The 18,845-nt window shown below is 65.2% G+C and carries 7 protein-coding genes and 7 pseudogenes; 11 read left to right on the forward strand and 3 right to left on the reverse strand.

Translation table 11 applies throughout. The annotated features are described in order from the left end of the window. The coding region (locus ACWDVW_RS14240) for a WD40 repeat domain-containing protein (RefSeq protein ID WP_449948228.1) at positions 1-387 on the forward strand (387 nt) is incomplete at its 5' end. A 41-nt stretch (positions 388-428) separates the two neighbouring features. On the opposite strand, the pseudogene ACWDVW_RS14245 reads toward ACWDVW_RS14240, so the two are convergent. Beyond that, a pseudogene (locus ACWDVW_RS14245) lies at positions 429-1,580 on the reverse strand (IS3 family transposase); the annotation flags it as partial. A gap of 318 nt (positions 1,581-1,898) precedes the next feature. Between ACWDVW_RS14245 and ACWDVW_RS14250 the strand changes: the two are divergent. The 5 genes and pseudogenes from ACWDVW_RS14250 (at position 1,899) to ACWDVW_RS14270 (ending at position 5,235) form a co-directional block, all read left to right on the forward strand. Beyond that, on the forward strand, positions 1,899-2,249 hold the full coding sequence (locus ACWDVW_RS14250; protein ID WP_449948230.1) for a histone-like nucleoid-structuring protein Lsr2: 351 nt from the start codon (positions 1,899-1,901) through the stop codon (positions 2,247-2,249). Between the two features lie 215 nt (positions 2,250-2,464). Beyond that, positions 2,465-2,658 (forward strand): annotated as a pseudogene (locus ACWDVW_RS14255) (hypothetical protein). Positions 2,659-2,912: 254 nt separating this feature from the next. Beyond that, positions 2,913-3,132, forward strand: a pseudogene (locus ACWDVW_RS14260) (IS5 family transposase); the annotation flags it as partial. An 881-nt stretch (positions 3,133-4,013) separates the two neighbouring features. Then, positions 4,014-4,379, forward strand: coding sequence for a hypothetical protein (locus ACWDVW_RS14265; RefSeq protein WP_449948233.1), 366 nt, complete (start codon positions 4,014-4,016; stop codon positions 4,377-4,379). A 77-nt stretch (positions 4,380-4,456) separates the two neighbouring features. Further along, positions 4,457-5,235 (forward strand): annotated as a pseudogene (locus tag ACWDVW_RS14270) (transposase family protein). Positions 5,236-5,411: 176 nt separating this feature from the next. Here ACWDVW_RS14270 and ACWDVW_RS14275 read toward each other — a convergent pair. After that, positions 5,412-6,008 carry an RHS repeat-associated core domain-containing protein gene (locus ACWDVW_RS14275; RefSeq protein WP_449948235.1) on the reverse strand — a complete coding sequence of 199 codons (597 nt, stop codon included), beginning with the start codon at positions 6,006-6,008 and terminating at the stop codon, positions 5,412-5,414. A 645-nt stretch (positions 6,009-6,653) separates the two neighbouring features. Between ACWDVW_RS14275 and ACWDVW_RS14280 the strand changes: the two are divergent. The 3 genes and pseudogenes from ACWDVW_RS14280 to ACWDVW_RS14290 all read left to right on the forward strand — a co-directional run. After that, positions 6,654-12,267 (forward strand): annotated as a pseudogene (locus tag ACWDVW_RS14280) (RHS repeat domain-containing protein); the annotation flags it as partial. Positions 12,268-12,737: 470 nt separating this feature from the next. Next, positions 12,738-13,028, forward strand: a pseudogene (locus ACWDVW_RS14285) (polymorphic toxin-type HINT domain-containing protein); the annotation flags it as partial. 9 nt (positions 13,029-13,037) lie between these two features. Further along, the gene (locus ACWDVW_RS14290) at positions 13,038-13,370 is read left to right on the forward strand and encodes a hypothetical protein (protein ID WP_449948368.1); all 333 of its coding nucleotides are present in this window, start codon (positions 13,038-13,040) and stop codon (positions 13,368-13,370) included. 683 nt (positions 13,371-14,053) lie between these two features. Here the strand turns inward: ACWDVW_RS14290 and ACWDVW_RS14295 are convergent. Beyond that, on the reverse strand, positions 14,054-15,193 hold the full coding sequence (locus ACWDVW_RS14295) for an IS701 family transposase (RefSeq protein WP_449948237.1): 1,140 nt from the start codon (positions 15,191-15,193) through the stop codon (positions 14,054-14,056). A gap of 144 nt (positions 15,194-15,337) precedes the next feature. Between ACWDVW_RS14295 and ACWDVW_RS14300 the strand changes: the two are divergent. Both ACWDVW_RS14300 and ACWDVW_RS14305 read left to right on the forward strand, forming a co-directional pair. Continuing rightward, positions 15,338-15,981: pseudogene (locus tag ACWDVW_RS14300) on the forward strand (IS5 family transposase); the annotation flags it as partial. 1,349 nt (positions 15,982-17,330) lie between these two features. Next, on the forward strand, positions 17,331-18,362 hold the full coding sequence (locus tag ACWDVW_RS14305) for a tyrosine-type recombinase/integrase (protein ID WP_449948240.1): 1,032 nt from the start codon (positions 17,331-17,333) through the stop codon (positions 18,360-18,362). The last annotated feature ends 483 nt before the right edge of the window (positions 18,363-18,845 follow it).

Below are 18,845 nucleotides of genomic sequence, written 5' to 3' on the forward strand. Positions count from 1 at the left end.
CACACCGACCGAGTAACCGGATGCGCCATCGCCCCGGACGGCACATGGCTAGCCACCACGAGCAACGACGGAACAGCCCGCATATGGAACCCCCAAACCGGCACCATCAACTACACCCTGCGCGGCCACACCGACCGAGTAACCGGATGCGCCATCGCCCCGGACGGCACATGGCTAGCCACCACGGGTTGGGACGGGTCGGTCCGTGTATGGGACCCAGTGGGGGGTGTCGCAGCTGCAGCTGTCCGTGTCAACGCAATGACGTACGTCTGCACATGGCTGCCCGACTCCGAGAAGCTCCTCATAGGCGGAGACGCTGGCGTCTACCTCTTCCTATACGAGTCCCAGTCGCAGGGACATGGTTCTACTAATTCCCGGCATTGGTGACCACATCGAGCAAATACAACTTCACCTTCGCAGGTCAAGGCGGCCTGACTGGCCGGTGGGGTCATGATCGTCTCGTACTCGATGGGGGTCAACCGGGACAACGACCGCTGTCGCCGGCGGCGGTGGTAGGTGCGTTCGATCCAGGTCACGGTCGCGGTCCGACGTTGCTGTCGGGTTGTCCAGGTTCGGCGGTCGAGTACGTTGTTCTGGAGCAGGCCGAAGAACGACTCCATGGCGGCGTTGTCGCCGGCGGCGCCGACTCTGCCCATCGACCCGATCATCTGGTGCTGGCTCAGGGCATGGGCGAACTTCCGGCTCCGGAATTGGGATCTGCGGTCGGTGTGCAGCACGCAGCCGGCCACGTCACCAAGGCGTCGTGCAGGGCGTCGACGGCCAGTCTCGACGTCATCCGTGAGTCGATGGAGTAGCCGACGATGCGGTGGGACCACACGTCCTTGATCGCGCAGAGGTAGAGCTTGCCATCGTCGGTGTGGTGTTCGGTGATGTCGGCCAGCCACAGCCGGTTCGGGCCGTCGGCGGTGAAGTCCCGCCGGACCAGGTCGTCGTGCACCGGCGTACCGACCTTACCGCCCTTGCCCCGACGCTTCTTCCTGCTGAACGCACTCCACCAGCCCATGCCCGAGCAGATTCTCCAAGCGATGCGCTCGACCATCGGCTGACCGGCGGCGCGGGCCTCATCGGCCAGGAAGCGGCAGCCGAACTCCGGATCATCACGGTGGGCGTCGAACAACGCGCCCGCCCGATACGCCGCCACCAGGTCAGCATCGGTGACACGGCGGGCACGCCACGGTTAGTAGGGCTGACGAGCGATCTTCAACACCCGGCACGTCACCGCCACGCCGATCCCGTCGGCGGCCAGCTCGCTCACGAGCGGGCAGAGCCTTTCCCGGCAGATGCGCCTGCGACAGATACGCCGCAGCCCGGCGCAGGACCTCATTCTCCTGTTCGAGGAGCTTGATCCGCTTGCGGGCCTCCCGCAGCTCGGCTGACTCGCTGCCGCTGACACCCGGCTTGACTCCCGCGTCGAGGTCAGCCTGGCGCAGCCACTTGAACAGCGTCATGTGGTGGACTCCGAAGTCCTTCGCGATCTGCTCGACGGTCACGCCCTGGTCCCGGTCATGGGCCACCCGCAGAACGTCATGGCGGAACTCTCGGGGGTAGGGCTTGGGCACAGCGACATCCTTCCAGCTCACCGTCAGGGCAAGCCAACTCAGATGTCACCTATCGGTGCAGCAGACCCGAGGGCCGAGCCGGCCGCCCACTGAATACAGGTCGCCCCTCGTTCCAATAAGTCGCAGACCAGGCCAACCAGGGTCACCCCTTCACCTACCCGAAGCCAGGGTGCGGCAGGTCGAGGGGTGGTTTTCGGAAGGCCCAGGCAGGCGACGCGAACCGTGCCGAGTCCATCTGGTTGATGCGGCAAACGCCGCGCAGGATACCGTGTCTCTACGTTCGTAGAACCACCCTGCCCGAAGGGAATGTGCCGCACCGTGGCGAAGCAAATCATTCAGAAGCTGATCGATGACTTGGACGGCGGAGACGCCGAGGAGACCGTCAAGTTCGCTCTCGACGGCGTGCAGTATGAAATTGACCTGTCGAGCGGCAACGCCGACAAGCTGCGTGAACTGTTCGCCCCCTATGTCACCCACGGTACGAAGGTCGGCCGAGGGGGATTGGTAGTCGGTGGCCGCGCCGCGCGTGGCCACGGCACCGTCAGCACCGACCGTGAGCAGAACAAAGCGATCCGTGCATGGGCCAAGAAGGCCGGCAAGGACATCTCCGACCGAGGACGAATCCCGCAGGAGATCGTCGACGAGTACCACGCGAAGGCCGGCAGGTAAACCACCCACGCCAACACCTGCCCGCGCCTCGACCGCGCCGCGGTCGGGGCCATGTGACGGCGGTGCCGACCTGGGCCGCCACACGCACGTGATGCCGTACGCGATTCACTGACACGTTCGGTCGCCGAGCTCCCCATCGGTGCCGGATGATCCTGCGGTGCCGGCCTCACGTCCGCGGCTCCGCTCAGGGGCTCAGGGTAACTACGGTGGGTGGCATGAGGCTGCTGCTGCGCGGTGGACCTGGCGACGGATGGTCGTGGGCGGCGGGGAAACCGTCGTCTGGCGGACCTGCCTGTACCAGATCACGACCGAGGTCGCCCACCGCCAGGGACACGACCTGCGGGTCTACCGGCACCGCCCCGACTGCTGCGAATCACACGGTAGAGGCGCCGAGGACCGCTGCGAATGAAACACCCGTCCCAGCGACCGTCGCCACCAGTCCGTCCGAGGTAGCGCAGTGGCACACTGGTAGATCTGGGCAACCTTGCCTGACCACGGGACACGATGCTCGCAAGCGAGTTCCGGTGTCTGCTCCGCCTGAAAGCTGACGCCCGTGGTTCGGGCTGAATTGCGACCTCTTCCAAAGCATCTGGAGGTGCTGAGCGTGGAGGGCTGGGCGGAGGACCCGTCGGTTGCACCGGCGGGAGCGTGGGGAACTCAACCATTCCGTCGAAGGCCGATCAGGACGCCAACCGGCGTAAAAGGGGGTCGAAGGGCGGCCGGCCACCGGCCTTCGACCGCGAGCGGGACAAGCAACGCCACGCCGTGGAATGCGGGGATCAGCCGGCTCAAACGCAACCGCGCCGTGGCCGCCCGATTCGACAAGCTCGCCGTGCGCTACGAAGCCACCGTGCACATCGCCGCGATCAACGAGTGGCTGTGAGCGGACCCGGCACCATACGGGGTGGAGGCTCGCACGCTCGCTGCCATGGGCTGCTCTGTAGAGCGAGGGGATAACTTGTCCGTCGAATCCGCTGGTCGGCTGTCTGTACGGAGAAGTTGACGGACAGCGGCTCCGGCGTGAAGGCAGTTGCGCATTCGAGCGTGACCTCGACGTCGATCCAGCTCGTTCCGCCCGGGCGGACCAGCCAGGACTGGCCTGTACCACGTACCAGGACGCCCGGTTTCCGTGCCTCATCTACCTGCACTATGACGGGTGCCTGGCCGGCGTTGACCAACACCAGTTGCGCATCGAGTCGCACCGTCCCGACGCCGTTCAAGCGGCCCCAACTGTTGGACGAGCCTGGCAAGGCCACCAGTGTTACGGTGTTGGCCTCGGTACCTTCCTCGCGAGAACTCCACACTTCGGCACCACCGACGCTACCGAGCGCCAAGCCGACTACCAAGGCAACGACGATGTAGACAGCGCCCTTCCGTCCGGGCCTTAATCCGGCGGAGCGGCCCCCATCCGAGTCACCAAGCTTAGCGCCAGGCATATCCAGATCGATGACTTCATGGCTCGCCGTCATGGCGACAGACTAAAGGGTGTCTCGGACCTCGGTGGATGACGTTGCCGCCATCCACCGATTTGCCTCGATGTCGCTGGATGCTTCCGGTTGCCTGGGGTTGCAACCTGCCGGTGGTGCTGTTCCTGGCGCCTATACCGCCGACGGGGTGGACGCTGGGTTGAAGCCCGGCTGTCCACCCCGCCCTGGTGCGAAGGGCTAGGTTTGGCTCGGGCATGGCGGCGCAGGCGCCCAAGCGCTTCTCAGGGACGTCTCGTAAATCCGAGCGGGGTTCGCGTCCGGATGCGATCCTCGGGGCATGACGGGCGCAGCGCAGGATGACGCCGAGGTGGCTTACATGCGGGAGGTCACCGTGCTGGCCGAGAGTCTCATCGCTGCGGAGGATCCTTACGAGGTAGCGCTGGACATCCACGGGGTGTCTGCGCATGCGTCGATCGAGGTGGATCCGGCCGGCTACGTGTACCTCATCTGGGGCGAACTTACCGACTGGGTGGAGCTCAAGCCTGACGAGCATGAGCAGGCCGCAGCTGAGATGGTCCGGGCGGCGCGGGAGTGGCTATCGCTGGACCTTGCCGATCGCGAGGCCGTGGCCAAGTATCTGGACTACTGGGTGCACGACGTTTGTGGCTATGCAAGGCGGGCCGGCGCAGGCGCGGACTGCTGACTGACGAAAACTCTGCGAAGCGGGACCTCGTAGCCCCGGGAGTCTGTCTGTTGAGGATGGTGGGGCAGGATGCCGGGGTGCAGGTGATCTCGGCAGCTCGCTCGGAGTGGATCTTTCCTTTCACCGGACTGCAGCCTGCTCAGTTCCGCACGCTGGTTCGGCTGGTCGCCGAGCGTGGCGGTGCGGCATCGCTGACGCCGGCCGGGCCGGCAATGGGCTCTCGACCTGCCGGATCGGGTGTTGCTGGTGGCGGTGTACTGGCGGACGAACCTGACGATGCGCCAGATCGGTCCGCTGTTCGGGGTGTCGCACTCCGCGGCCGCACCGGGTGATCGACACCCTCGCGCCGCTGCTGGCACTGGCGCCGCTGCGGAAGCGGCCGGTCGCGCAGATCGCGATCGTCGACGGGACTCTGGTCCCGACCCGTGACCACCGGTTAGCGGCCCGGAGTAAGAACTACCGATACTCGACGAATCTGCAGGTCGCCATCGACGCCTCCACCCGTCTGGTCATCGCCGTCGGCGACCCGCAGCCGGGCAACCGCCCCGACACGATCGCCTACCGGACCTCGGGCGTTGCCGAGAAGCTGGACGGGCGGCCCGTGATGGCCGGCGGCGGCTACCGCGGCAACCCCGAGGTGATCATGCCGTACCGCAAACCCATCGACGGCAGCTCGCTACCCGCCTGGAAAGAAGCCCTCAACGTCGAGCACCGGACCGTCAGAGCGGGAGTCGAACACGCCCTGGCCAGGATGAAGTGCTTCAAGATCCTGCGCGACTACCGCCGCGCCGCCCACACACTTGCCGACGCCGCTTCCGGCATCGCCAACCTCCACAACATCATCCTCGCCGGCTGACCACCGCCGCGGCGCCGGGCAGCGCCTTCGCCCAGTTACGAGACGTCCTTAGTTCAGATTGACTAGCATTCGCGTCCCCTTATTGCTTCGTTTTCCGGAACTCGCGAACTCCTGAAAAGGTGAATGCCGCTCCGGCTAAGAACTGTAGAGAGCCGGAGGTTGGCGAGTACCACCCCTCACCGCGAGCCAGTGTGAAAGCCGATCCTGCGAACCAGAGAAGCGCGAGGGCCAGTAGGCCCCAGCCGATCGCCTTTCGTCGAGTCCGCATCAGCAGCTCCCCTTATTTGCATTTGAAGGTTGACGGTCACACCCGCCCCATGGATGAACAAGTTTATACCGAAGGCGCCAGAGTGGGTGACGCAGTGATTCTTGAGTATCCGGCTCTTGATCCAGATGTGGGCCTTTCCGAGTGCCCAGATTAGGAGTCCAATCACCAGTCCGGGCCCTTTCCCGATTAGTCCGGCTATGATCGCCAAAATTTCTGACGCAAGCGCGGAGGCACTCGAATACCACCGGAGCGATTGTGGCTCTACATGCCCCCACTTGGCCGCGAAGTTGCAACTCCAGTTCGGATATCGCCCTGCCTTGCACTTCATGTCGGCGCAGTTGACTGGATCTCCTACGCAGTACTCGTACGAGTTAGCGTTCCACCCCCCAAAAATCTGATCCACCGATCGGAAACGGCCATACGTCGGGTTGTAAAGACGGGCGCCCATGAGAATCGAACCGTCGGGGGTGTCGGCAGCGACTCTCGTGGCGGTTGGCGCCAGCACGATGTTCGGGCTCGCCCGCCCGCCAATCGAATGGCATCAGTTTCCTGTCTGTCGATCGAGGGCTGCCATTTCGGGGTTGCTGTCGACGGATTCCATTTCCCGAATCAACGTTCGCAGGGGCTTGGCGCGGCGGCAGGACGGTCAACGCCAGGCGGGGGCTGGGTGGCCGCCGTCGGGCGGCGGAGACGATCGCCGCGCGCGCGGTACGCGTCCGGGCGGTGGACGCGTCGAGCAGAGTTGTCATCATCTGGGGTGCCCGTAGCGGGTCAGTAGACGCCAGCTTCTACTGCACGCCAACTGGCGGTGCCCACGCACCCGACCAGTAGGGACGCCACGGCTGAGTCCTTATGCACGCCTTGGCGCAGATTGTCGGGGGATGTTTCGGCCTGGCTGGGCGGCGAGCCCCCAAAGTCGGACAGATGCTCCCTTGCCCAGGGTTTCGGCCCCATAACTGCATGTGTTGGATAGCTGCCGGGGTGACTGCTTTGGTTCGAATGCGGCTGATCTGATGCGTGGCTTGACAGCTCTCTGAGCTGCTCTGATACTCGCCGCACCTCGTTGATCATCCTGCCCCCGGGAGTTCGCGTGTCTGCTGACCGTCGTGCCGTTGTGGCCCGTCGTCGTATCCGTCGCCTGTCTCCTCTTCTGGTGGGGGTCCTGGTTGCCACCTTGGTGGGGTGGGTTCCTGCGGCTGCCCCTGCGGTGGCGGCCGAGCCGGATGGGCTGGAACGGCCGGTGCCGGTGTCGGAGGCGGCGACGAAGCCGGACCCGTTCCCGGAGATGCCGGTGTTCGAGGGTGAGCCGGTGGTGTGGCCCTCGGCGGGGTCGGCGGTGGTGGGTTTGCCGTCGTCGACGGATCGGTCGCGGCGGTTGCAGGGCACGGCGAAGCCGGGTGGTTTGCCGGTCACGGTGATGGCGGTGGACGACGTCGCGGGTGTGTCGTCGGGGCGGGCGTTGGCGGACGCGACGGAGTTGCCCAGCGAGGTGCGGATTGAGGTTTTCGATCGGGGGGTCGCGCAGCGGGCCGGTGTGGCGCTGGCGATGCGGGTGGAGCGTACCGACGGTGGTGGGTCGGGGCGTGCTGAGGTGCGGGTGGACTATTCGGGGTTCGCGCACGCCTATGGGGGTGATTGGGCGTGGCGGTTGCGGTTGGCGATGATGCCGGCGTGCGTGCTGACCACGCCGGAGGCGGAGTCGTGTGGTCAAGTCACGTGGCTGGATGCCGTCAACGACGGCAAGAGTGGTGTGATCGCTGCCGAGGTGGACCTGTCGGGTCCGGCGAGGGTGGCGCGGGACGCTCGCATTGAGGGGCTCGTCGAATCCCGGACGGTCGAAGCAGGCCAGGTGATGGTGTTGGCGGCGAGTGGTTCGTCGTCGCAGGCGGGGGATTTCGGAAAGACGGACCTGAAGGCGTCGTCGTCATGGGCGGTCTCGGGCAACTCGGGTGACTTCACCTACTCCTATCCGGTGCCGGTGCCGCCGGTGCCGGGCGAGTTGATGCCGGACATCGCTATGGGGTACAGCTCGGGTGCGGTGGATGGGCAGACGGCGGGGTCGAACATGCAGCCGTCGACGTTCGGTGAGGGCTGGACTTACACCCCGGGGTTCGTCGAGCGGACATATCGTCCGTGCGCGGACGACTCGGAGAGCGTGCTCTCGCCGCACTGGACGGCTCTGGCGTCCACCGGGGACCTGTGCTGGCGGCAGCAGAACGCACAGATCATGCTCAACGGCGTCTCCAGTGAGATCGTGCTGGCCAGTGACGGGAAGTGGCGACTCGCGGACGACGACGGGTCGAAGGTGGAGCTGCTGACCGGCGGAGCTAACAGCGACAACAACGGTGAGCACTGGAAGGTCACCACGACCGACGGCACGGAGTACTGGTTCGGTCGACACACGATGCCTAACGGCAAGGGAGACACGAACTCCACGGCGGTAGTGCCGGTGTATGCGAACCACTCGGGTGAGCCGTGTTTCAGCAGCGCGTCGGTGACGGCGTCGCGGTGTCAGCAGGCTTGGCGGTGGATGCTCGACTACGTCGTCGACCGCAACGGCAACGAGGTCTCGTACTGGTACAGCCGTCACCAGAACCGGACCGGGTTGAGGAACTCGGCGTCGAACACGGCCGCCTACCACCGGGCGGTACATCTGAACCGGATCGAGTACGGCACGCACCGGTCGGACGCGGCGACGGTGTCGGCGCCGGCGCGGGTGGTGTTCACGAACTCCGACCGGTGCGTGACGACCTCGTGTGGCACCCGCAACGAGGCCAACTGGCCGGACACCCCGTGGGACCTGGAGTGTTCGGCCGCGCCGTGCGCGAACAACCTGACGCCGAGTTTCTGGTCGAGCACCCGCGTGTCGAAGATCTCCACGCAGGTGTTGAAGAACGGTGCGTACTCGGTGGTGGACGAGTGGGCGATCGACCACTCGTTCCCGTCGGCGCCGTCACCGGTGTTGTGGCTGTCAGGCATCGAGCACACCGGTAAGACCGCCGGCGGGTCGATCAGCCTGCCGAAGCTGCTGACGTATGGGACCAGGACGCAGAACCGGGCGGACTACGACCCGAACGCGACGATGCAGTCGCACGAGAAGTACCGCATCACGCGGCTGCGGACCGAGACCGGTGGGCAGGTCGATGTCACCTACGCCGGCAACGACACCGGCTGCGCATTCGGAGGCACCTTCCCCGTCCCGCACAACAACCCGCGGCGGTGCTTCCCGCAGTACTACACCAACCCGTCTGGGCAGTCGGGGTGGGCGTGGTGGCATAAGCGGATCGTGACCAGGGTCGTCGAGTCCGACCTGGTCGGCGGGTCAGCGCCGATCACCACCGAGTACAGCTACTCCACCGCGAACTCCTCCAGCAACGTGCTGTGGGCGCACCAGAACGGGGCCTCGGTGTGGGGTGCGCCGCTGGACAAGCGGTCATGGTCGGATTGGGCGGGCTACACCAACGTCACCGTGCGGGTCGGTAACCCGACCTCAGGCACCCGTTCCCAGGTCGACTACCTGTACCTGCGGGGACTCAGCGGTGACCGCACCGACTCGGGTACCCGCACCGTGACGGTGACCCCCTTCGACTCGGTCGTCGGTGGGGGAGCGGCCGGGGACGCCGAGTACCGGCGAGGGCACCTGCTCAACGAGCGGGTCTACGACCGGGCCGGCGGCAGCGTGGTGCAGATCCTCAAACACGACCCGTGGACTGTCACGACCGGCACCCGCACCCTGTCCACGAACTGGGCGGAGCCGAACGTCCACAGGTCCTACATCACCCGCACCAAGCTGAAGATCCGGTGGGAGTTGGTCGACGGCGCCTGGTCCCAGCGGTCTCTGGTCAACACCAGCTACGACACCACCTACGGCCGGGCACTGACCGTCTCCGACGAGGGCGGCCCCGCCACCGATGACCAAACCTGCACCACCTACACCTACGCCGACAACCCGACGGGCCACCGGTACGATTTCGTCAAACAGGAAACCGTCCGCGCAGGCAGCTGCGGACAGACCCCCGGCGCCCTGCTCGGCGACACCCGCTACTACTACGACGGATTGACCCACGGCGGCGCGCCCGGACGAGGCAACGTCACCAAGACGGAGAACTACGTCGACGGCGGCTGGCAGGTCGCCGCGCAGAACGTCGCCTATGACCCCCATGGTCAGGTCACATCGTCCACCGACGCATGGAACCGCAGCACCACCACCAGCTATACCGAGAACAGCGACCGGCTGACCACCCAGATGCAGGTCACCAACGCTGCCGGCCACAAGGCGACCACCAGCATCGACGTGGCCCGTGGTCTGCCGCTGACCGTCACCGACGCCAACGACAAGGTCACCACCGGCACCTACGACGCCCTGGGCCGACTCCTGACGGTCACCAGCCCTGGCAACACCACCGGAATCCCCGACGCGGCCTACACCTACACCGTCTCGCAGACCGCACCGTCGTGGACCCGTACCCGCGTGTTGGGACCGAACGCCAACCAGATCGACTCGTACGACATCTACGACGGTCTGCTCAGGCACCGGCAGACCCAGGCGACCGCCGCCGACGGTAAACGGGTCATCACCGAACGCGTCTATGACGAACGGGGCCTGACGGTCAAGGAATCCGCCTTCTGGAACACCGACTCCGCGCCGACGTCGACCCTGGTCACCGCAGCTGACGCGGTGATCGAGCGGCAGACCCGCCGCGCCTACGACGGCCGGGACCGGCAGACCGCAGCGGAGACGTGGTCCCTGAACGCCTTCAAGTGGAAGACCACCACCGCCTACACCTGGAACTCGACCACCGTCACCCCACCAGCGGGTGGCTTCCCCAGCCGCGAGATCGTCGACGACCACGGCCGGGTCGTGGAGAAGCGCCAGTATCACACGTCGAACACCAACGGCGCCTATGACAAGACCACCTACGGATACAGCCTGCAGGACGAACTGACCTCGGTCACCGACTCCGACGGCAACCAGTGGACCTACGCCTACGACCTGCTCGGCCGCCAAACCCAGGCGGTCGACCCGGACGCGGGCACCACCATCAGCGAGTACCACACCGACGGGACGCTTAAGGCAACCACCGACGGACGTGGCCAGCGACGCTACTACGCCTACGACAGCCTCAACCGCCGCACCGAGGCCCGCGAGGACTCCTCCACCGGTCGCGTCATGACCTCCTGGACCTACGACACCGTCGCCAAGGGGCAACTGACCGCGTCGACCCGCTACGACACCGACGGGCTCGCCTACACCACCAGCGTCGACTCCTACGACGACGCCTATCGGCCACTCTCCACCACGATCACGATCCCCCCATCCACCGCCAACGGCGCCCTCGCCGGCATCTACACCACCTCGATGACCTACAAGGCCAACGGCGCGCCCGCGACCGTCAGCCATCCCGGCGTCGGTGGCCTGCCCGCCGAAACACTGACCTACACCTACCTCGATCAGGGCCTGCTCACCTCGACGGCCTCCGGATCGCAGACCTATTTGAACAACGTCGACTACGCCTACGACGGCCTGCCCTACCGCACCTACCTCGGCGACACCGGCAAGCGGATCCGACTGACCACCCAGCACGGCACCAGTGACCGCCGCCTACTCGTCGCTCAGACCGACACCGAGAACCAGACCACCCCCAACACGTGGGACGACAAGTTCACCAACCAGTACGCCTACCTCGACAACGGACTGATCAGCGTCATCGCCGGCAGAACCGGAGGCGTACGTGACCAGGTCGAGTGCTTCACCCACGACTACCTCCAACGCCTCACCGAAGCGTGGACCGAAGCCACCTGGAACTGCGTCACACCCCAACGCACCGGTGCTGACGCCTACTGGCGGCAGTGGACCTTCGACGCCATCGGCAACCGGCTCACCCAAACCGACAAGCAGCCCGGCGGCACCGACACCACCTGGACCTACACCAGCCCCGCAGCAGGACAACCTCAGCCCCACTCGGTCACCAACGTGACCGCCGTCGGTCCTCAGGCGGGTACCCCCACCCGGTCGTTCACCTACGACAACGCCGGCAACACCCTCACCCGCACCACCACCACCGGCGACACCCAAACCCTGACCTGGGACACCGAAGGCCGCCTGGCCACACTCACCGAGGACGGCGAGAGCACCAGCTACCTGTATGACGCCGACGGCAACCGGCTCATCGCCCGCGCCCCCGACAAGACCACCCTCTACCTTGGCGGCACCGAACTCGAACTGGCCACCGGCGGCACCCAGGCCGACGGCACCCGCTACTACGGCGACTACGCCGTCCGCGACACCGTCGACCTCAAATGGGTCATCAACAACCACCAAGGCACCGGCCAGGTCCAGATCGACCCCACCACCCTCGCCAGCCAGCGCCGCCGCGCCCTGCCCTACGGCGAACACCGCAACACAGCCCCCACAGCCTGGCTCGGCACCAAGGGCTTCGTCGGCGGCACCGAGGACGACACCGGCCTGACCCACCTCGGCGCACGCGAATACGACGCGAGCATCGGCCGCTTCATCAGCATCGACCCACTCATCGACCACCTCGACTCCCAGCATTCACACGGCTACAGCTACGCCAACGGCAACCCCACGAGCTTCAGCGACCCCGACGGACTCCGACCACTCGCCACCGGCGGCGGATCCGAAGAAACGCGCTACTGGAGCGGGTCCAGCCAGAAGGTCACCTACAACGTCACCAAGAAGAAGTGGACCGTCGTCAAGAAGCCGGCACCGAAGAAGCCGACCCCGACAAAGGCCACCAAGTCCGTCGGAGCAGGGGTACGCGACGCCGCCAAGGACTTTGGCCGCGGAGCCCTCGATGCGGCCAAGGGACTCGTATCGCACGTCACCGGCGGCTGGTCGGAAGCCGGACGAGCCGCCTCCGACGCATGGCACGGCAACTGGGGAAGCGCAGGCAACCGACTCAAGAATCTCGGTGGCATGTTCTACTCCGGCTACACCGGTGTCTATCTGTCCTTGTACGGGGCAGTCGTCGGCGTCGGTGGCACTTGGTGGTCGGGAGTCCAATCCGCCCGTGGCGGCGACTGGGGCGGCGTCGCCTACGCCGCCACCACCAACGGACTGACCATCGGCACCATGGCCATCCCCGCCAAGGTACCCAAGCTCAAGACACGTGGATGCCCCAACAGCTTTGCACCCGGCACCCCCGTCCTCATGGCCGACGGCACCACCAAAGCGATCGAGAAGATCACCATCGGCGACGTGGTCCTCGCCACTGACCCCGAGAACAACGAAACCGCATCCAAGCAGGTCACCGACACGATCACCGGAGACGGAGACAAGAACCTCGTCGCCGTCACGATCGACAGCAGCACCGGCCCCTCACCCTCAACTGCGACCCTGGTGGCCACCGACAAGCACCCATTCTGGGTCCCCGAACTCGACGAATGGGTCGACGCCGCGGACCTCCAAGCAGGCCAGTGGCTCCGCACACCCACCGACGGCCGCGCGAAGATCGGAACCGTACGCCACTGGACTCAACCCGCCCGCGTCTACAACCTCACCGTCGCCGACATCCACACGTACTATGTGCTCGCCGGCACGGCCCCGGTTCTGGTGCACAACTGTGGCGAAACGATCAAGGCCAAGGATCTTGAAGGCAGGTATACTCAGGGCCAGACGAGTCGTGACCCGGCTTCGCAGTGGTATCACGAAATGCTAGACAATAGTGATCTTGTGGATGGGATCAACAAAGCTGGGCATGGCGATGGGATTTTCGTGTCGCCAGATGGGCGCATCCTTGGCGGGCATCACAGGGTGGATGAGGTGGTTGGCCGCGTGAAAGATGGCCGCCTGGACCCTGATACACCGATTTTTATTCAACACCATCCATGCTCGTGTAACTAGAGCGCGGCGGGCCGACATGGAATTCTGTCACATGTCGGCCCCAGCGTATTGTCGGGGCTGATCGCAAGGGGTTTGTGGGCATCTATGTCAATTGTTGGGCGGCAGGACCCGGATTTTCGTGTATGCCACATTGGTTTTGAGTCATTGTTGGAAATTCAGCGGGATGCAGAAAGCAGTGGATTTGCCACCCGGTGGAGTTCTGTTGACGCTTTACGCGCTCAAGTAAAAGAGGGTGACTCTCTGATTTTGCCGCTGATTCGGGAGGTGAGAAGTGGCATCATTCGTTCTTACCGATGCGCCATCCTTTTTCCTCTAGCAAGTGGTGGGGGTCGGGGTGCAGTAGCGACGATCGACGTCTCTCCGGCGAAATTCGAGGCGTTAGCACGTATTGATAGGGATGCGGAGGTGGGGGAGGTCTTGGCGAACGTATTCGCGCTCGCTCTGGGTGGAATCTCCACCGTCTCTAAGGGGTAAACGCAGGGACCCGCAAAGTCGTCGCGTGATGCCTAATACTGCAACGGCAGTTGGTTAGGGGTAGCCGCGTTGTCGGTAGTGGCAGGTTCGGGCTTGGTGTTGGCGGCGTCGTCGCCATCGGGACCAGGCCCAGACCTGTTGGGGTAGGTGGGTCGATCGCACTGCAAGTGCGGTGAGTAGTCTTCGGATCTCCGGTACGGTGTAGCCGATCATCGTGTCGTCGCCGGGACCGGTTCCCCTTTTGTCGTGAGGGACCGGGCGACGGCCAGCCAGGCGTGGGCGGCCATCGCGAGGGTGATGTGGGCGTGCCAGGCTCGCCAGTCGCGGACCTGGTATTCATCAAGGCCGGTTTCGTTCTTGGCCTGTTGGAAGCACTCCTCGATCGCCCAGCGGGTGCCGGCGATGCGGGCCAGGTCGACAAGGCGGGTGCGGCGAGGGCCGTAGCAGACGTAGTAGGCGATCTCCCCGGTGCTCATGTTGCGCCGGGCCAGCAGCCAGTGCCCGCGACCGGGCTGCCAGCAGATCCGCACCGGCACTCGTGCCCACCAGTACTCGCGGGGACCGTGGGCGCCCGGGCCGGCGGACAGCCGACACCACGCCTGAGCAGGCAGAGCGGCGATCAGGTCGTCGGCACGCGCCCGCCCCATCGTGGTGGTGATCATGTCGTCGTTGCGGCGGGTCGCGACCACATAGCCCACATCCCGGTGTTCCAGCCACACCCGCAGCGACTTCGACTGCCCGTAGGCCTCGTCCATCGTCACCCACCCCACCGGCACCCCGCTATCGAGGGCACGGGCCAGCATGGTGCGGGCCATCTGCACCTTCGTGGCGAACTCGACCTCGTCGGGGATCCCCGCTGCCCGGCACCGGTCCCGGTCATCAGTCCACGATGCCGGGAGGTAGAGCTGCCGGTCGATCAACGCGTGGCCCCTGCTGGAGCGGTAGGCCAGGAACACCCCGACCTGGCAGTTCTCCGTCCGCCCGGCGGTGCCGGAGTACTGGCGTTGCACCCCGGCCGACCGGATGCCCTTCTTCAGGAAACCGGTGTCGTCAACGATCAGCACCCCAGCCGGATCACCGAGGTGCTCGACCACGTAATCCCGCACATCGTCGCGAACAGCGTCGACATCCCAGTCCGCCCACCGCAACAACCGCTGCATCCCGTCCGGCGACACATCACCGGCCTGCTCCGCCAGAGTCCACCCGTTCTTACGACCCAGACCCGAGACCAACCCGCACAAGTACTGACGCGCCCGCCGACGAGGCTCCGACCGACGAAAACGCACACCGATCCGCGCATGCAACCGGTCCAACTCCCCATGCCACCGATCGACATCAACATCCGTCACAGGCAGACCAACGAACGCGAGCCGAACTCGATTCGCCTACTGCCGTTGCAGTACTAAGAGCTCCTAACGAAATGATGTGGGCGTGTCCTCGGGACGCGAGGGTCGTTCTGTCTGGGTGTGAGGAGGGGTGGGCAGCCGCCGTGGATCGTCTCGGACGATCTGTGGGCCGAGATCGCGTCGCTGCTGCCGCCTCGTCCGCCTCGGCGTCATCGGTTCCCGGGCCGTAAGCCTCTCGATGATCGCAAGGTGTTGTGCGGGATCTTGTTCGTGCTCTACACCGCGATCCCTTGGGAGTACCTGCCCCAGGAACTCGGCTTCGGCTCAGGCATGACCTGCTGGCGCCGGTTGCGGGACTGGAACGACGCCGGCGTGTGGCAACGACTGCATGAGGTCCTGCTGGGCAAACTTCGCGCCGCCGGGCAGTTGGACATGTCCAGGGCGGTGATCGACGGCTCCCACATCCGGGCGCTCAAGGGCGGCCCAAAACCGGTCCGAGCCCGGTCGACCGCCGCAAGTCAGGCTCGAAACACCACGTCATCACCGACGCGGCCGGCATCCCCCTCGCCACCGCGCTGACCGGCGGCAACCGCCACGACGTCACCCAACTGCTGCCCCTGGTCGACAAGATCCCACCCATCAAGGGCATCCGAGGCCGGCCCCGGCACAGACCCGACAGGATCTACGCCGACCGCGGCTACGACTTCGACAAGTACCGATGCCAGCTACGCACCCGCGGCATCGCACCCGTCATCGCCCGACGCGGTGTCCCACACGGCTCCGGACTGGGAGACCCTGCCCGGCCGGACGAGGTAACGATCGACTCCCGAGATCATGACTTACGTTAGCCCACCCCGACTCTCGGGGCTTGTTGCTGTAGGCGGCGGCCGGTGATCGTTAGATAGCGCGGCCTCCGGTAGGGGGTTCACGGCCATGAAGAACCTGCGCACCAACCTCAACCGGCACTTCGCGGGTATTCTCTAGGCGGCCGGCTATGCCGAGGGCACCCCGGCAGGCGCTACCGATGTGCTGGAGATCTGGTACGACTTCGCGGTAGCCAAATCCGGAGTTTCGATCCGCCACGCACACTGTCGGTGGCGTACCACAATCCGCCGCCCAGCAGGCACTTTCACCCCCCGCCGTCGACCCAGCGGCGCTCGCCCGCCACGACATCGAGACCATGCTGACTGCCATCCGACGACGCACGGGGCTGAGCGGACACCCACCGCTGTAGCGATCCATCCGATACCGACCGTCGTTGCAACAGATCTTCTCGAAGGGTGGGTCGGCGGGTTGCCGGCCTGGCACTGACTACCGGCGAACGCGAGACGAAGCCGGCTCTCGAACCTGTGACCTGAACGTCAGACGACCCCGCAAGCTTGAGGCGAGGGTGATCGGCTGCCATTCCCTCATGATCCGGACAACGATAGCTGCGTCTGTTGATAACTGTGCCCGGCAGGAAATAGTGTACGTGAACTGAGGGACTGCGTAGGGGCTCGGCTTCCTGGGCGAGGCAGAGTGCTGGAATCAAAGCTACTTGACCTCACATTCCTGAGCCTGTGGGTGGCCCTGTTGCGTCGCCTCAAGAGGCAAGGGCTCTGGGTGAATCAGGGTCGTGGTGTTCAGGCTCTGTTGCGACAACTTCAGGCGACGGTTGGAGTGGCCGAATGTTGGATGTGCCAGATTTGAACATGTCCGGATCGTCAAGGCCGGCCTGGCTCTCGTCGAATGACGAGGGTGCCGGTGGGGCGCTCGTTCATGGCGGCCTACCGCTTCCTGATGTAGCTCGACGTGCAAGGCGGGCGTCTACCTGCTGGGTGATATCGTCCATCGACTCCAGTGGCCGTCTCGCCAATCGCGGGATGGTACGCGCGATTGGCTGGACAGTGGGCTGTCGAGTCCAAATCGAATGGCAGGGACGTCGTGTGGCCGTTAAACGCCATCACAGCGGCGACTCAACTATAGGAAACCGCGGCCATCTGCGGATACCCGCCTCCGTCCGTCGACGCCTCCAAATTCAGAAACAGGACCGACTGATAGCGTACGTCGACACCGCGCAGGGCGAAATGGTTCTGTCGATTATCAATTTGCTACCAGGGTGTCACCTCACGGGAGGTCAGGCTGACGAGGCGGCGCAGTCATGAGTGAACGAGACACTGGCGGCGCTGAAATCGAAGCTGCCCGCCTCCTTCTCGCGCGGTTGGGTGTCTCTCCAGAGCAACTGATCAACCTAGCTATGATGCCTAAATCTATTCCGACCTTTGACGAATACATCGACCGTGTATCGAGATCGGTCTCGCCTGGAAGCCTTCGAGTCTACGGTAGCTACTGGAACAAGGTGCGAGATGCGTGGGGGAGTAGGCGGCTCAACGAAGCTACTCCACTTGAGATCCGACAACTCGTCGAAGCAACGAAAGATCAGCGGACACTCCGACGTAACTCGCGCGGCGGACGCTCGGCAGCGGAACACCTGATCTCGGCCTTGAGGTGCCTCTACAGCCACGCAGTAGCCGACGGGCTCATATCTGCAGCAGACAACCCCTCGACACGCGTCCCAAAGCCCCGCCGCCAGCCCAGCACCCGCCGCGCTCTGTCAGACGCTCAACTCTGCTCTATCAACGACGTTGCCGCCACGACAGGAAACGACCCCGATCTCGATGGGCTGCTCCTGCGGTTTCACGAAGAGACGGCCTGCCGCCGCGGTGGGGCACTCGCCCTGTCACGGGCCGACCTCGACACAGAGCAGTCCGTCGTAGCCCTCCACGAGAAGGGGGACAGTGTCCGTTGGCAGCCCATCTCGCCTACCTTGGCCAACCGACTCGCCGAACTCGCTGATGAACGCGGGAGCGCAAGCCCCGCCGACCAACTGTTCCGATACCGCTCAGGAAAGCCCATCACCCACCGCCGGTACGACTACCTGTGGCAACGAATCGGAAGACACCTACCGTGGGTGCGAGTCCAGCAGATCAGCACCCACTGGCTCCGGCACACCACCCTGACCTGGGTCGAGCGGAACTTCGGCTACGCCGTCGCCCGCGCGTTCGCCGGACACAACGGCCGGTCCGACGCGAGCACGACCATCACCTACGTACGGGCCGACATCTACGAAGTCGCTCAAGCCCTTTCGGCGCTCACAGGCGAGGCCCACCCACTCACCCAAGAGCTTAGATGATGAACCTGAACGCGGCCGGTGCCCGGCGCTGCTGCACCGCAGCGATCGACCGATCACAAGCCGCCGCTAAGACCACCTATCGGACGCATCGACGAACAGCCGGCGCAGGTTGCCGCCCAGTGCATCTCTGCCCACTGGCGACACCACACCACCCTGTACCTCCTGATGAACTTCGACGAGTAGGGGGTCACACCCTCCTGTTTGGCGCTCGACTCGTTTAGTCGTCATGGATGCCGAGATCAGCTATGCCGGGTAGAAGGATGGCCCACCGTCGACGATTTCGTGGATCGCGAGGGCATGCGCGGGGAGCAGTCCTCCCACAGACGGAACCGACGCCACGCCGGATCACCCCCGCGTGCGCGGGGAAGAGCCTCGGCCGTGCCTGCGGTCGGGGGCTCGCTCGGGATCACCCCCGCATGCGCGGGGAGCAGCTCAACATCCCCGTCGACATCGACCGGAACCGGGGATCATCCCCACATGCGC

The sequence above is a fragment of the Micromonospora sp. NPDC003241 genome (genome assembly GCF_053589795.1).